The sequence below is a fragment of the Frankia sp. CcI49 genome (assembly GCF_001983215.1).
Lineage (GTDB): Bacteria > Actinomycetota > Actinomycetes > Frankiales > Frankiaceae > Parafrankia > Parafrankia irregularis.
The window spans coordinates 100,112-115,590 of record NZ_MOWP01000011.1 but is presented as its reverse complement, the minus strand read 5'-3'; the positions used below and the strand labels follow the sequence as shown (position 1 = coordinate 115,590).

Annotated in this window: 15 protein-coding genes; 13 read left to right on the top strand and 2 right to left on the bottom strand. The window is 70.1% G+C overall.

What is annotated here, in order from left to right:
• The first annotated feature begins 21 nt into the window (after positions 1-21).
• The 8 genes from CcI49_RS11020 to CcI49_RS10985 all read left to right on the top strand — a co-directional run bounded on the left by CcI49_RS11020 (position 22) and on the right by CcI49_RS10985 (position 7,324).
• Positions 22-345: a PadR family transcriptional regulator gene (locus CcI49_RS11020; RefSeq protein ID WP_054568475.1), complete on the top strand. Its 324-nt coding sequence runs from the start codon at positions 22-24 to the stop codon at positions 343-345.
• Positions 342-710 (top strand): hypothetical protein, encoded by a 369-nt coding sequence (locus CcI49_RS11015; RefSeq protein WP_241839996.1) that lies wholly within the window; start codon positions 342-344, stop codon positions 708-710. The genes CcI49_RS11020 and CcI49_RS11015 overlap by 4 nt, the downstream gene beginning before the upstream one ends.
• Positions 707-1,060: a hypothetical protein gene (locus CcI49_RS11010; protein WP_076826140.1), complete on the top strand. Its 354-nt coding sequence runs from the start codon at positions 707-709 to the stop codon at positions 1,058-1,060. The genes CcI49_RS11015 and CcI49_RS11010 overlap by 4 nt, the downstream gene beginning before the upstream one ends.
• Before the next feature lie 192 nt (positions 1,061-1,252).
• Positions 1,253-3,061, top strand: coding sequence for an ATP-binding protein (locus tag CcI49_RS11005; RefSeq protein WP_076826137.1), 1,809 nt, complete (start codon positions 1,253-1,255; stop codon positions 3,059-3,061).
• Between the two features lie 114 nt (positions 3,062-3,175).
• Entirely contained in the window at positions 3,176-4,618 is a 1,443-nt protein-coding gene (locus CcI49_RS11000) for a phenylacetate--CoA ligase family protein (protein ID WP_054568477.1), read from the top strand.
• A 154-nt stretch (positions 4,619-4,772) separates the two neighbouring features.
• Complete coding sequence (locus CcI49_RS10995; protein WP_076826135.1) at positions 4,773-5,510, top strand: SDR family NAD(P)-dependent oxidoreductase; 738 nt, start codon at positions 4,773-4,775, stop codon at positions 5,508-5,510.
• Positions 5,511-5,651: 141 nt separating this feature from the next.
• A complete protein-coding gene (locus CcI49_RS10990) occupies positions 5,652-6,023 on the top strand; it encodes a YciI family protein (protein ID WP_054568479.1) in 372 nt (123 codons plus the stop codon).
• Positions 6,020-7,324 (top strand): sigma-70 family RNA polymerase sigma factor, encoded by a 1,305-nt coding sequence (locus CcI49_RS10985; protein WP_076826132.1) that lies wholly within the window; start codon positions 6,020-6,022, stop codon positions 7,322-7,324. The genes CcI49_RS10990 and CcI49_RS10985 overlap by 4 nt, the downstream gene beginning before the upstream one ends.
• 147 nt (positions 7,325-7,471) lie before the next feature.
• Here the strand turns inward: CcI49_RS10985 and CcI49_RS10980 are convergent, their stop codons facing one another.
• Positions 7,472-8,752, bottom strand: coding sequence for a GAF domain-containing protein (locus CcI49_RS10980; RefSeq protein ID WP_076826130.1), 1,281 nt, complete (start codon positions 8,750-8,752; stop codon positions 7,472-7,474).
• 159 nt (positions 8,753-8,911) lie between these two features.
• Here CcI49_RS10980 and adh point away from each other — a divergent pair, with 159 nt between their 5' ends.
• The 4 genes from adh (at position 8,912) to CcI49_RS10960 (ending at position 13,086) form a co-directional block, all read left to right on the top strand.
• A complete protein-coding gene (adh, locus tag CcI49_RS10975) occupies positions 8,912-10,435 on the top strand; it encodes an aldehyde dehydrogenase (RefSeq protein WP_054568482.1) in 1,524 nt (507 codons plus the stop codon).
• 70 nt (positions 10,436-10,505) lie between these two features.
• Positions 10,506-11,030 (top strand): DUF779 domain-containing protein, encoded by a 525-nt coding sequence (locus CcI49_RS10970; RefSeq protein WP_235498139.1) that lies wholly within the window; start codon positions 10,506-10,508, stop codon positions 11,028-11,030.
• 24 nt (positions 11,031-11,054) lie between these two features.
• Positions 11,055-12,326 (top strand): Fic family protein, encoded by a 1,272-nt coding sequence (locus tag CcI49_RS10965; RefSeq protein WP_054568483.1) that lies wholly within the window; start codon positions 11,055-11,057, stop codon positions 12,324-12,326.
• Positions 12,327-12,525: 199 nt separating this feature from the next.
• Positions 12,526-13,086 (top strand): DUF3558 domain-containing protein, encoded by a 561-nt coding sequence (locus CcI49_RS10960; protein WP_235498140.1) that lies wholly within the window; start codon positions 12,526-12,528, stop codon positions 13,084-13,086.
• 220 nt (positions 13,087-13,306) lie between these two features.
• Here CcI49_RS10960 and CcI49_RS10950 read toward each other — a convergent pair whose 3' ends face one another.
• Positions 13,307-14,866, bottom strand: a complete 1,560-nt coding sequence (locus CcI49_RS10950) for an MFS transporter (RefSeq protein WP_241839995.1) — start codon at positions 14,864-14,866, stop codon at positions 13,307-13,309.
• A 161-nt stretch (positions 14,867-15,027) separates the two neighbouring features.
• On the opposite strand from CcI49_RS10950, the gene CcI49_RS10945 reads away from it, so the two are divergent.
• Complete coding sequence (locus CcI49_RS10945) at positions 15,028-15,450, top strand: MarR family transcriptional regulator (protein WP_235498141.1); 423 nt, start codon at positions 15,028-15,030, stop codon at positions 15,448-15,450.
• Positions 15,451-15,479 lie beyond the last annotated feature (29 nt).

Genomic DNA, 15,479 nt, shown 5'->3' with positions numbered 1-15,479 from the left:
CTACGCCATACGATGCATCGCATGGCGAGATTCGGGCGGGACGAGGGCCTGGCCCGCTTCGGCGAGCCGGGCGTACTCGTCCTGCTGTCACTGAGCGAGGGCCCCAAGCACGGCTACGCGATCACCACCGATGTGCTGGAACAGACCGGGGTCCGGCTCGGGCCCGGCACCCTGTACGGCTCGCTGACCAAGCTGGTGGAACGCGGCCTGATCGCCGCACTGCCCAGCGACGACCGCCGCCGCCCCTACGAGATCACGGCAGCGGGACGGGCTGCCCTCGCCGCCCAGCTGGCGACCTGGTCCCGGGTCGTCCACACCGGGCAGATCCGGCTGGCCCAGGCGTGAGCACCGTGCGGCACTCCCTTCTCGCCCTGTGCCCCAGACGGTGGCGGGCGCACTACGGCGACGAGTTCGCCGCGCTCCTCCAGGACACCCCGCTGACCTTCGCCGTCGTCCTCGACGTCCTTCGCCTGGCCGTCGGGCTCCACCTCCGGGGCAGGCCGCGGCTCACCCGGCTTACCGGCTCGGTACTCGCCACCGCCGCCGTGGAGGCAGCCGCCGTACGAGCCGAGCTGACCGACAACATCCTGTGGGCACCGACGACACCGCTGCGGGCACTGGCCCTGGTCGCGGTCCTGATGCCGGCGGCACTGCTGGTCGGCTCCRCCGCCGTGCGCCACGCCCGGCACCGCGGGCAGGCGTCGCCATGACGGGGCTCGCCGTGGCCGCCGTGGTCACCGCCGCCCTGATCATGGTGGGTCTGGTGGCGGCACGCCGGCCGGCGCCGCGGCCTGCCACCGGCTGGGCCACCCGGCTACGGCGCATCGCCCTACACCTCCTCCTGCTGGCCGCCGGCGCCGTTCTTGTCGCCCGGGCCGGATACATCCTCGCCACGGAACACCCCGGCGACCCGGGGACGTATCAGGACGACTGGGGCGGCCCCTACTACGCGGGCTACGTGATCGTGCACGTCGGCCCGGCCATCCTCGCACTGTTCCTGATCTACCTGGCCGTTCGCCGCGGCCTGCAGGGACGTCGACGGCCGTCCGGCGATCGGTAGAGCGGCYGAGAGCCTGGCCCGCACGGTCGTCAACCGCATCTGACCCGCGTTCACCCGTCGCCGACCACCACGAGACACCAACAAGCAGGAGTCATCGTTAATGCGCGCATCGTAGCCTAACGCAATCAATGGGGCTTGACGAGTTCGTGTTAGGCTCGTGTTAGGCTCGTGTCAGGCTCTGGAGGTCATGGCGTGCAGGCTGCGGAACTGGCCGAGATCGTCGCCTCTCTCCGCCGGATCGGCCGGGATGACGCGGGCCTTGAGGTAAAGCGGGCGTCAACTGGCAAGTTGCCCAGCGAAACGATTCAGACGCTGTGCGCCTTCGCGAACACGCCGGGTGGCGGCACCCTGATCCTGGGTCTCGACGAGGCGCACGGGTTCGCGACGACTGGCTGCGAGCACGCCGCGAAGCTCGCCGGCGACATCGCAAGCCTGTGCCGGGACGCTCTTGTACCACCACTCGCACCCGTGATCAGCCTGCCGGAGTTCGAGAACCTGACGCTGGTCGTCGCAGAAGTGCCGGAGCTCGACCCCGCGGACAAGCCCTGCTACCTCCGAGGGAAGGGCCAGCCCAACGGCTCGTACATCCGCATCTCGGACGGAGATCATCGACTCACCTCCTACGAGGTCAGTCAACTACTGATCAATCGGGGCCAGCCGGCCTTCGACAGGGAACCCGTCGAAGAGGCCCGGCGTGCCGACCTGGACGGCGAGCTCGTCGCGGACTATCTGCGCGAGCTTCGCCGGTCCCGGCCAGCGCTGGCCCGACGGGACGACGAGGATCTGCTTCATCGGTGCGGAGTGCTTGTAAGGAGCGCTCCTGACGACCAGAGACTCGTCCCGTCGCTGGGCGGACTGCTCGCACTGGGCCTGGACCCGCAGGGTTTCGACGCACTGCGCGCCTGCTCGATCACCGTGACCGTGTATCCCACGACGCGCAAGGGAGAGCCCGGCCCGGATGGCCAGCGCTTCCTGGACGACAAGATTCTCGAAGGTCCTGCCCCCGTCCTGCTCGAAGAGGTGTTCACGGTCCTGCTCGCCCGCATGAGCAGACGCGGCATGGTGCAGGGACTCGGCCGGGAGGATCGCTGGGAATACCCACCAGAAGCCCTCCGTGAGATCTTGGTGAATGCCGTGGCCCACCGCGACTACAGCCCGATGTCCCGAGGAACACGCATTCAGGTGGAGATGTACCCCGATCGACTCGAGGTGATTTCACCGGGTGGCCTCTTCGGGCCGGTCACCATCGACCGCCTGGGAGACACGAACATCGCCTCAGCGCGAAACAGGGTGCTCGTTGACATTCTCGAGAGCGTTCGCCTCCACCGAGACCGGAGGGCACTGTGCGAGGGACGGGCGACCGGCATCCCCACCGTTCTCAACAGCCTTCGCCAGGCCGGACTCGCACCACCCAGCTTCAAAGACCACATCAGCGAATTCAGGGTCATCGTGCCGAACAGGACCCTGCTCGACGAAGGTACCCGGGCCTGGCTGCACTCGCTGGGTCAGCCGGGAATTTCGTCGACCCAGGAGATGGCCCTCGCGATCCTCAGGACTGGCCGCGCCATGACGACCGACGAGTACCGCATCGAGCTCGCGGTGGACAGCAAGGTAGCCCGGCGCGAGCTCGCCGATCTTGTCCAGCGTGGCCTGGTCAGAATGGTGAACCAGCGCCGATGGGCACGGTACGTCCTGGACGACACAGCCGAGGATCCACATCCGACGCTTTTCTCCGACGAGCCCGGTCCCGAGCCGGCACACGCAGCTGTGACACCCGCCAGACCCGGGACGATCCTCGCACTGCGCAAACAGCGGGTTCTGGAACTTCTGGCTGCCGAGTCACCGCTGAGCCGAGCGGAGATCGCCACACGGCTTTCCCTCACCAATCGACAGGCCACCTATGCCCTGACCAGACTGACCTCCGACGGCCTGATCGACAGAACGACGAAGACACACAGCGATCCCCATGCGACATATCGCCTTGCGAAACCGCCGAGCTGAGTCTCGCGTCAGCTCCACGTGCCGGCATCATCCGGCTGGGCAGTTTTCTCCTCCGCCCCGGTCTGACTGCCCGCGGAGCCATGGTTGGCGTAGCCGGGGCCTGCGGCCGACACTGTGTGCGTGTTCGGCGAGGACCCCAGAGCGGTCTACCGGCGTCTGCGCGCAGCGCATCTGAGCGCTGTGCGGGCCGCGCTCGAGGACCATGCGGCACGGCTCACGTGGCCGCGCCAGCGGATCGAGGACTACCGCACGGAACGGCTCCGGTCGTTGCTGGGTCTCGCGCGCGAGCACTCGCCCTTCCACGCGGCCCGGATGGCCGACATCGACCCGGCCACGGCGACGGTTGACGACCTCGCGCGACTGCCGGCCATGACCAAGCAGGACGTCCAGAGCAACTGGGACGCGATAGTCACCACGCCGGATATCGACCGGGCAGGCGCGGAACGGGTGCTGGCCCAGCAGGGCTGGTTCTCCTACACGCCCACCGGACTGCAGGTTTTCAGCTCGGGCGGCTCAAGTGGTGTGCGCGGCGTCTACATCTGGGACTGGGAGCAGTTCATCACGCTCGCCTGTCTCGCCTGGCGATGGCAGGTGCGGGGCGAGCGAGCATCAGCCGACTCGGACCGCGCTGCCGACTCGGACCGCGCTGCGGGCCCGGCGGGCCCGGCCGGTCGGCCGGCGCGGCTGGCCGTGCTGGAGGCCGGCGAGCCGCCGCACGCCAGCACGCCGCTGTTCGACGTCGCGACCGGGCCGTCGACGCGGACCTTCGTGATCCCGACGACGGCCCCGTTCGATCAGATCCTGCGCGCGGTGAGGGAGGCACGGCCGACCCATCTCGTCGGCTATGCCTCGGTGATCGGCCGTCTCGCCCGGGCCGCGAACGCGGGAGAGCTCGACATCCGGCCGGTTCGGGTGAGCACCAACTCCGAGCCGCTCAGCGCCCAGGACCGCGACGCCATCGACGCCGCCTGGGGCGTCCCCGTCCACAACCTGTGGGGTTCGACGGAGATCGGCGTCCAGGCCGTCGGCTGCGGCCACCCCGACGGCGACGGCCTGCACATCTGCTCGGACGAGGTGATCCTCGAGCGGGTCGATGCGGCCGGGCGGCCGGTCGCCCCCGACGAGCCGGCGGCGCGCACACTCGCGACCGGACTGGCGGGGCGAACCTTCCCGTTTATCCGTTACGACCTGGGCGACGAGATCACGATGCTGCCTGGCCGCTGTGCGTGCGGGAGTTCGATGCCGCGCGTCGCCGACATCGTCGGCCGGCGTGACGACGACTTCCGCTACGGGCGGCGAACGGTCCCGGCGAGCGTGTTCCGGCATGTGCTGGGCACCGACCCGCTGATCTCGGAGTACCAGGTGCGCCAGACCGCTGGTGGGGCGGATGTGCTGGTGGTCGGGTCACCCGACACCACCGCGGTGGCCACGGCGCTGGCCCGCTCGCTACGGCCCTACGGTCTCCCGGATGCCGACATAGGCGTGACCACCGTTGCGCGGATCCCCCGGCACGCCTCGACAGGCAAGCTCAAGCGGTTCGTCGCCCTGAGTGGCTAGCTCACGTTTCGCCTCATACCGGAGACTGCCACGGAGGGAACGACGCCGCCGTCCTGTATCGGGCCGGAGAATGCCACGTCGGATTCTCGCCAGCATTGTTCGGCACGCAGGAACTAGCCTGCAAGGAAATACGCCGGAGATCCTGGAGATCCGAATGCCCACCATCGTTCTCATCACTGGCGGCAGCCGAGGCCTGGGGTATGCGACCGCCGCGCATCTGAGCCGATCGGGCTCCGCTGTAATCATTGGAGCGCGCCGGGAGACAGCAGCGCGCACGGCCGTCGAGGCACTGGGCGCAAACCGCGGGACCGTGGACTGGGTGGAACTCGACGTCACCAGGCCGGCAACCGTGAGATCCGCCGCAGCCGCCGTCCAGGAGCGATACGGCCGTCTCGACGTGCTGGTCAACAACGCGGGCGTTCTCCCCGAGGCCACCGACACCAGCACCCACGACCTCGCGGACCCGGACACGTTCCGGCAAACGTTCGAGACAAATGTTTTCGGCGTGGTAACGGTAACCGAGATATTCCTTCCGCTACTGCGACGAAGCAGCGCCGGCCGGATTGTCAACGTGTCCTCGACGATGGGCTCGCTCGCCGATCAGAACAACTCGCAGTCTCCGTACTACTCGATGTTCCTGCCCGCGTACCGGAGCTCGAAGGYCGCACTCAACAGCCTCACGATCGAGCTGGCGAAGCACCTCAAGGACACCTCCATCAAGGTCACGACCGTGTGCCCGGGCTTCGTCCAGACGGAGTTGACCCCGATGAACCGCCAGCTGGCGCCGCTGACCGCCGACGAAGCCGCGCACGTCGTGGTCAGCGCCGCGACACTGCCCGCCGACGCCGAGACGGGCACCTTCGTCGACGCCGACGGCCCCGTCGCCTGGTAGACCGTCCGATTCCTCCGGGCCCTCTCATCAGGAGATGTTCGGGCGGAAGATGTTCGGGCGGGCACGTCAAGACGGCTCGGTCGGCTCCGACCAGGTGGTCGGCGGGCCCAGCCGGGGCTCGCGAACCACGAGGAGCAACCCATGAAGTTCGTGATCAGCCTGGTTATCAACCCAGCCCTGCTGGACGTCCTGACCGAGGAGGAGAAGGCGGCGGTCGGTGACGGCCACAGCAGGCTCATCGAGGCGATGAAGAAGTCCGGCGAGCTGATCACCGGACTCGCGCTGGTCGACCCGGCGCAGGCCGCCGTGGTGGCCGTGCGCGACAGCCAGCGGGTGGTGACCGACGGGCCCTTCGTCGAGTCCAAGGAGTATCTGGGCGGCTTCTACCTGATCGATGTCGAGAACAAGGAGCGGGCGATCGAGCTGGCGGCGCAGATCCCGGACGCCGCGATCGAGGGCCTGGGTGTCGAGGTGCGGCAGGTGATGTTCGCCGACGGACAATTGGACGTATGACCGCACCAGCGATCGAGGACCTGCTGCGTGAGATCGCGCCGCAGGTCCTCGGCACCCTGGCACGTCGGCACGGGCAGTTCGAAGGATGCGAGGACGCCGTGCAGGAGGCCTCCCTCGCCGCCACCGTGCAGTGGCCGGCTGAGGGGGTGCCGGACAACCCGCGCGGCTGGCTGATGACGGTTGCGTCCCGGCGGCTCATCGACCAGATGCGCAGTGACCACGCGCGCCGCGAGCGGGAGAGCGCGACGGCCACCGAGCCGGTGCCCGAGGACGTTCCGGACAACGACGACACGCTCGTCCTGCTTTTCCTGTGCTGCCATCCGACGCTGACGCCCGCCTCCCAGACCGCGCTGACGCTGCGGGCGGTCGGCGGTCTGACCACCGCCGAGATCGCCCGCGCGTTCCTGGTGCCCGAGGCCACGATGGCGGCCAGGATCAGTCGCGCCAAGCAGCGCATCAGGGCCGCCGGCAGCTCGTTCAGCCTGCCGGGCGGCACGGAGCACGCCGAGCGGCTACGGGTCGTCCTGCACGTGCTCTACCTGATCTTCAACGAGGGCTACGTCGCCTCGTCGGGCAGCGAGCTGCACCGCGCCGACCTCGCGCACGAGGCGATCCGGCTGACCCGGATGGTGCACGCCCAGCTGCCCGAGGACAGCGAGGTGACGGGGCTGCTCGCCCTGATGCTGCTGACCCACTCCCGCCGCCAGGCCCGGGCGACGGCGGCCGGCGACCTGGTGCCACTGGACGAACAGGACCGCGCGAGGTGGGACCGCGGGATGGTCGACGAGGGCACCGAGCTGGCCGCGGCGTCGCTGGCCGGGCCGGCCCTGGGGCCCTACCAGCTGCAGGCCGCCATCGCCGCCACGCACGCCGACGCGGCCACGGCCGCCGAGACCAACTGGCCGCAGGTGCACGCCCTCTATCTGATCCTGGAACGGATCGCACCCAACCCGATGGTCACCCTCAACCGGGCGATCGCGCTCGCCGAGACCAAGGGCCCGCCGGCCGGTCTGGAGCTGCTGGCGACCCTGGACGGTGACGAGCGGATGGCCGGGCATCACCGTCTGCTGTCCGTCCGGGCGCATCTGCTGGAGCGGAACGGCGACCCGGCCGGGGCGTACGAGCACTACCGGAGGGCCGCACGGGCCACCGCCAGCCTCGCCGAGCAGCGCTACCTCGAAGCCCGGGCCAGCCGAGTACGGCTGCGGCAACCGCGGGACCTCACGGCGGGCGCGGGGGCGGCGCTCCCGCCAGATGGCGGGTCAGCGGGCCAGGCAGGGGATCGGTCAGGGGATCAGTAGCCAGCGGCCACGCTGGCCGCCGCCGGCGACCTTGGCGTACGCCGTGGCCGCGTCGGCCAGCGGTACCTGACCGGCCACCCGCGGTTCCAGGACTCCGGCGGCGGCGAGGGCGAGCAGCGGTCCTCGTCGGTCAGCGGTCCTCGTCGGTCAGCGGCTCTCGCGGTCGAGTAGGCGCACCCGGGCGATCGCGCGGTCCCGCTCCGGGCCCGCGGGCAGCAGGTCCCGGCATCGGCGCCAGAGGGCGAGGTCGTCCGCGGCGACCGGGCCCTCGACCCAGCGCAGCAGCAGGATCGGATCACCGTTGCGCTCCAGGGCCGCCCGCACCTCCTGCGCCATCCGCAGGCGCACGGTGGCGACCCCCGGGGAGCCGGAGCGCGCGAGCAACGGTGCGCGCCACAGGGTGATGGCCGCCGCGGGGTCGCCGGCGGCCAGCGCCCGCCGGACGTCGTCCACGTCGGTGGTGAGCGCCCCCGGGGCGAGCCGGTACGGACGGGAACGCAGCGCCTCGGGCCCGAGGACCCGCCGTAGCCGCGAAAGCTCGGCACGGACCGTCACCTCGTCGAGGTCCCGCTCGTCGAGCAGGACGGCGAGCCGGCCGGCGCTGCATCCCTGCGGATGCTCGGCGAGCAGGAGCATCAGCTCCGCATGGCGCAGGCTGACCCGCCTGGTGCGCCCGTGCTGGGACAGCGTCGGCCCACCCGGGTCGAGAACGGACAGACGCAGCGGCTGCTCGGCTGCACGACGCACGCCCTCGTCTCGGTGCTGCCGCAGCAGCAGCTCGCGTTCCACCGCGGCGGCGGTGGCCCGGACGAGCGCCAGCGCCCCGGGAGAGGCGGCCCGCTCGTCGCCGGTCACGTCGAGCGCGCCCAGCAGCGCACCGCCCACCGGATCGCGGACCGGCATCGCCGAGCAGCTCCACGGCTGCACGGGACGGGCCCAGTGCTCGGCGGCCACCACCCGCATGCCGACCCCGAGCGCCAACGCCAGGCCGGGAGCGTTCGTGCCGGCGTGTTGCTCGTCCCAGCGGGCCCCGGCGACGAACCGCATCCGCTCGGCCCGGCGGCAGGCGGCCGGGTCGCCTTCCACCCAGAGCAGCATGCCGGCGGCGTCGCTCACCGCGACGATCATCTCGTCGGACGCCGCATGCTCGACCAGCAGGTCGCGCACCACCGGCATCGCCTGCCCCAGCGGGTGCGACGCCCGGTAGTCCTCCAGCGCGTCGTCGACGAGATCGACGGGCGGGACGGTGGCTTCCGGGTCCACCCCGAAGGTGCGGGAGCGTGTCCAGGATTCCAGTACCTCGGGGCGCACCTGGCCGAGCGCCTGCTCGCCACCGCCAGGCGCACGACGGTCGGCCGCGGCGGCGGTGCGGACCCCGGTGAGCAGCTGCTCCTGCGCGACCCGGCGCCCGTCGCACCCGTTGGTCATGGAGACCTCCCCCCGACAGGGTGGCGCGAACCGGATCAGTGGGCAAGGGGCCGCTGGCACCCCGGCCGTGTTGCAACGGTGTTGCAACGTTCACCGATCTAGCGTGCACGCAGCCGGCGTCACGGTGACCGGCCTCACATCGCAGAGGGAGCGCTCGAGATGACCATCTACGCCCGCCCTGGCGAACCGGGCTCGCCAGTCCGCTACGCGTCGCGCTACGACAACATCATCGGTGGCGAGTACGTGCCGCCGGTGAAGGGCCGGTACTTCGAGAACCCGAGCCCGGTCACCGGCCAGGCCTTCACCGAGATCGCCCGCTCCAGCGCCGAGGACGTCGAGAAGGCCCTCGACGCCGCCCATGCGGCCGCACCCGCGTGGGGGAAGACGGCGGTGGCCGCCCGCGCCGACATCCTCAACAGGATCGCCGACCGGATGGAGGCGAATCTCGAGCTGCTGGCGGTCGGTGAGACCTGGGACAACGGCAAGCCGGTCCGCGAGACGCTGGCGGCGGACATTCCGCTGGCCATCGACCACTTCCGGTATTTCGCCGGCGCCATCCGGGCGCAGGAAGGCACCCTGTCGCAGCTCGACGAGGACACCGTCGCCTACCACTTCCACGAGCCGCTCGGAGTCGTCGGGCAGATCATCCCGTGGAACTTCCCGCTGCTGATGGCGACGTGGAAGCTCGCGCCGGCGCTCGCGGCCGGCAACGCCGTCGTGCTCAAGCCCGCCGAGCAGACACCGGCGTCCATCAACCTGCTGTGGGAGCTGATCGCGGACCTGCTGCCGCCCGGTGTTCTCAACGTGGTGCAGGGCTTCGGCGTCGAGGCCGGCAAGCCGCTGGCGTCATCGCCCCGGATCGCGAAGATCGCCTTCACCGGTGAGACCACGACCGGACGCCTGATCATGCAGTACGCGAGCCAGAACCTGATCCCGGTGACGCTGGAGCTCGGCGGGAAAAGCCCGAACATCTTCTTCAGGGACGTCCTCGCCGAGCATGACGACTTCCAGGACAAGTGCCTGGAGGGATTCACCATGTTCGCCCTCAACCAGGGCGAGGTCTGCACCTGCCCGTCCCGCGCGCTCATCGACCGGTCGATCTTCGACGACTTCCTGGACGCGGCCGCCGTCCGCACGAAGGCGGTGCGCCAGGGCGACCCGCTCGACACCGACACGATGATCGGCGCGCAGGCCAGCTCCGACCAGCTCGAGAAGATCCTTTCCTACATCGACATCGGGAAGAAGGAGGGCGCCCGCCTCGTCCTGGGTGGCGAGCGCGCCGAGCTGGGCGGCGACCTTTCGGGCGGCTACTACGTCCAGCCGACGATCTTCCAGGGCACCAACCGGATGCGGATCTTCCAGGAGGAGATCTTCGGGCCGGTGGTGTCGGTGACCTCCTTCGACGGCTACGACGACGCGATCGCCCAGGCCAACGACTCCCTCTACGGCCTCGGCGCCGGCGTGTGGACCCGTAACGGCAACCTCGCCTACCGGGCCGGGCGGGACATCCAGGCGGGCCGGGTCTGGACGAACTGCTACCACCTCTACCCGGCGCACGCGGCGTTCGGCGGGTACAAGCAGTCCGGGATCGGCCGGGAGAACCACAGCATGATGCTCGACCATTACCAGCAGACGAAGAACCTGCTGGTCAGCTACTCCCCCAAGGCGATGGGCTTCTTCTAGGCCGCCAGCCGCCGGGGCTCCTCGGAGCGCCCGGGGCTGCCATCCCATCCGCAGCCGACAGGAGACTGCGATGCACCAGGAGAGCACAGAAAGCGCACAGGTGACCCGGGTCGACGCCACGCCTGCCGCGCTCGCCATGCTGCGCCGCCTCGCCCAGGAGCACGGGCCGTTGATGATCCACCAGTCCGGTGGGTGCTGCGACGGCTCGTCGCCGATGTGCTTTCCGCGCGGGGAGTTCCTGGTCGGTGACAGCGACGTCCTCCTCGGCGTGATCGGCGCCGCGGAGGACGTCGCCGCGGAGGACGCTGTGCCAGGCGAGGGCGAGGGTGTGCCTGTCTACATCGGCGCGGCCCAGTTCGAGTACTGGTCGCACACCCATCTGACCATCGACCTTGTGCCCGGCCGCGGCGCCGGCTTCAGCCTGGAGGCACCCGAGGGCTACCGCTTCCTCACCCGCTCCCGCCTGCTCACCGACGAGGAAACCGCCCAGCTGGCAAGGCCAGCGCCGGGCCCATCCGCGACGACCCATCGGCGGCCCCGGGCCGGCAACGGCAACCTTGACGTCAACTCCTCCATAATCAAGGTTGTGACATAACCTGGACTATGGAGGATGGTCGAAATGGCTGAGCTCCTACGGCAGCGCTGGGAGAGCGATCTCGGTGCGGGCCTGTCCCGGCGAGACCGACTCGGTTGCGACTACGACGCCTACCTGCCGGACCGCCTGGGCAGCCGGAAGTGGCGTCTCGATGCCGCGACAGCGGCAGACGTCGCGGAGGCCGAGGTCGCGATCAGCCGGCTCGACCGCGAGGCCTCCGCACTACGAGGTACCGAGGTGCTGGCGCGCATCCTCCTGCGGGCCGAGTCGGTCGCCTCGTCTCGGATCGAAGGCCTCGAGGTCGGCGGCCGGCGCCTCCTTCGGGCCGAGGCAGCGCGCGGGTTCGGTGAGCCCGCCACAGACGTCACCGCAGCCGAGGTGCTGGCCAACATCGACGCGATGGTGCGTGCGACCGAACTGGTCGGTGTCGGTGATCCCATCACGGTCGCGTCTCTGCTCGACGTCCACCGGCGCCTGCTCGCCGCCAGTCGCCTGGAGCAGCATGGCGGCAGGCTTCGAACCGAACAGAACTGGATCGGAGGAAGCGGCTACAACCCATGTTCGGCCGCCTTTGTCCCACCGCCCCCGGAGGCCGTACCCGACCTGCTCGAAGACCTCTGCGCGTTCTGCGCCGACGATGCCCTTCCGGCCGTCGCCCAGGCAGCCATCGCGCACGCACAGTTCGAAACGATTCACCCGTTTGTCGACGGGAACGGCCGGACCGGCCGCGCACTGATCCACATGGTGCTGCGGCGCCGCGGTCTCGCCGCAGGCGTCCTGCCCCCTGTCTCCCTGATTCTCGCGACCTGGTCCCGGGAATACCTCGCGGCGCTTGCCGCAACTCACTACTTGGGTCCTGCCACCTCCGACGAGGCGCAGCAGGCAACCGACTCCTGGGTCGCGCTGTTCGCCGCCGCCTGCACCCGGGCGTGTGCAGATGCCGTCGACTTCGAGCAGCGCGTCGAGACGCTTCGCGACAACTGGCTCCGCAGGGCCGGCCCCGTGCGCGCCGACTCCACGCTGGAACGCATCCTGCACCTGCTACCCGCGGCGCCGGTGCTCACCGTCGGCTCGGCTGCCGCCCTGTCCGGTCGAAGCCTGCAGGCAACAAACCAGGCAATCAACCGCCTCGTCGACGTCGGCGTTCTCCGCCAGATCACAGTTGGACGCCGCAATCGTGCGTTCGAGGCCCCCGAGGCCATCGAGGCGTTCGTCTACCTTGAACGACGCCTCGCCAGCCCAGCCGGCGACACCATCGTCAGCCCGCCCAACCGCCGCGTGCCCCGCAGACCTTGATCGGCAGCTCGCCAGGTTCATCGAACCTGCAGGTCCGGAGCGTGGCGAGCCCGCCCGACGCCGGATCGTCAGGCAGCCGACTATTGGCCGTCGCCACCGCCGACGGGCAATAGGTTCGTCGCGTTCGCCCAGGATGGGGCGTTGCGTCGGCGGAGGCCGGCAGGTGGGGGGCTCGGGGATTCTTATGGCTCGTTCTGCGATGGATCGGATTCGCCGCGCGGCTCGCGGGATGCTGCCCGCGCTCGCGGTCGTCATGACGATCAGCCTGTCAGGATGCGGCTCCTCGGACGAGTCCTCGACTCCCCCAGCGAACGGCAGCCAGCCGGCGACGGCGGCGACGACCACAGGGGGAACCGGCAGCGAGAAATCGGCGGGGCCGGAGGGAAACGCGGCGGGAGTCCCGGATCCCTGCAAACTCGTGTCCCGGCAGGAGGCCGAGCAACTCGCCGGCACCGCGCTGGGCAGCCCCGAGTCCACTCCGGAGAGGTGCGTCTACACAGCACCGCCCGACGGGCCGACCGGCCAGGTGGAGATCTTCTCCGGGCAAACGGCGCAGGACTATCTCACCGCCGAGCGCGGCATCGGCCACACGCTCACCCCGTTGCCGGGTATCGGCAAGGAGGCCTACATCGAGGACTACGCGGTCTTCGTCAACGTGAACGACTTCTGGGTGTCGATCGTGCTGGCCCGCAACAACGATCCCGCCGAGAACCGCGGGCCCCTGGAGAATCTGGCGCGAACGGTGGCCGGCCGGATCTGACCACCCGCACGCCGGATCACTCCGCCGCGCGAAGGCGACCGCAGGTCAACCTGCCCCGTCTTCCGCCACGACGACGACAACCTTCCCACGGGTGTGCTCGTTCAGGAACTCGACGCAGGCACGGATGCCGTCCGCGAGCGGGTACCGCCTGCTGATCGCGGCGGGCAGCGATCCGTCCAGCGCCTGCGCGGCATGCCGGCCAGGTCGCGCCGTCCACGCCCTACGTCGCGGCGCTGTCGGCGTGGGCCGGTTCGGCGGCGGGGGCGCCGCCACCCGCCGGTCTGGCCATCGCCTTCGCCACCGCCCGGGCCGGCCCCAGCAGGACGGTCAGCACGGTCAGCAGACCGACCACCACGCAGCCGGCACCGATCAGATAGCCCAGCTGATAGCCGCTCACCACCGCGCTCGCGGCGGAATGCCCGTCCTGGACCAGGCTCTTCGTCCGGCTGGCGGCCACCGAGGAGACCACAGCGAGGCCGACCGACGAGCTGAGCCAGATCGAGACATTGACGAGCCCGGAGGCGAGCCCGGCGTCGGCCGCCGGGACGTCGGCCATGGCCAGCGACAGCAGCGGGACGGTGGCGCAGGCGATGCCGACCGCGAGGATCAGCAGCGGCGGCAGCAGGCCGGTGGCGTAACTGGTGTGCTCGTCCGCCCGGGCCAGCATGAGCAGCCCGGCCAGGGCCGCGAGCAGGCCTGGGACGACAACCGGCAGCGGCCCGAACCGAAGGAGCAGCCGGCTCACGATGCCCATCGACAGAGCCGCGACGACGATCGTCGTGGGCAGGAACGCGAGGCCGGTGCGCAGTGGGCTGTAGCCACGGATCTGCTGTAGATAGAGCGCCCCGAAGAAGAACAGGACCTGCATCCCGATGAACAGGCAGCCGCGCACGACGCTGGAGCCGACCAGGCTACGGATCCGCAGGATGCGCAGCGGCATGATCGGGTTGCTCCGCCGCGCCTGGACGACGAAGAACATCACCAGCAGGATCACGGCGGCCCCGCCGTAGCCGACGGTGTGGACCGAGGCCCAGCCGTGGGTGGCCGCGGTGACGATGGCGTAGATCCCGACCAGCAGCGAGCTGGTTACGAGCAGTGACCCGGTGACGTCCACACCCCGGCCGAGGCCAAGACCGGCGTTCTCCTCGATCAGAAACACTCCGAGGCCGAACGTGAGAATCCCGATCGGGAGATTGATCAGGAAGATCCAGTGCCAGCTGACAGCCTGGGTGAGGACCCCGCCGGCCAGCAGGCCCAGCGACCCGCCACCCACGGTCACCAGGATGTACGCGCTCATCGCCCGGGCCCGCTCGGCCGGGTCCGGGAACTCGGTGACGATGATCGCGATGATGACCGACGACGAGACCGCGCCGCCGAGCCCCTGGGCGAAACGCGCGGCGATCAGCGTGCCCTGGTCGGGCGAGACGGCGCACAGCACGGAGGCGACGGTGAACAGAAGCACTCCCGCCAGGAACACCTTCTTGCGGCCGACCAGATCGCCGAGCCGCCCGGCGAGCAGCAGGAAGCTCCCGAAGGAGATCAGATAAGCGTCGACGACCCAGGTGAGGCCGGACTGGGTGAAGTCGAGATCTTTCTGGATCGACGGCAACGCCACGTTGACGATCGACCCGTCGAGCGCGTTCATCAGCATCGCCATACACACGACCACCAGCGCGATCCAGCGGCGGCGGTCGGCCCCGCCGGGAGCGGGGGCCGCCACGGGAGCGGCCGCGGGTCCCGGCGCGGGTGCCGCCACGGGAGCCGTCGTGGGGTCAGACATCGGCTGCGTGGGCCATCTGAGGATCTCCTCCGGGCCGGTCGAGGTCGCGATCGTGGATCCATCGCGACAATCAAGATTTGTGAATCATCACGAGAGAGTGATGGTCTCGCTCACGCTACTCTAGAACGGTGTCGGACACAGCCACCACCTCGGGTCCGATCGTGTTGCTCACCCGCCTGTCCCGGCTGGTCCACCGGGCCAGCACGCCGGAGCTGCTGGGCATCAGCCTCAAGGAGCTGGCAGCGCTGGCCTACCTGCGCGATCACGACCCGACCACGCAGCGGGCCCTGACCCAGGGCCTCTGCGTCGACGCCAACTACTGCGTCCTGCTCCTGAACGAGCTGGAGGCCGCCGGTCTGGCCGAGCGGCGCCGAGACCCGGCCGACCGCCGCCGCCACATCGTGACCATGACCGAGGCCGGCCGCCGTGCCCTCGAGCAGGCCGAGCAGGCCCAGGAAACGATCGAGGACGAGATCCTCACCGGGCTCTCCCCGCAGGAACGGGCCACCCTGACCCAGCTCCTGAGGCAGGCGCTCGACAGCGCCGTGCGCCGACCCGCAGCACAGGAACACACACCGCGCTGACCGGCCCCGGTCGTCGGGCTGGCAACTAC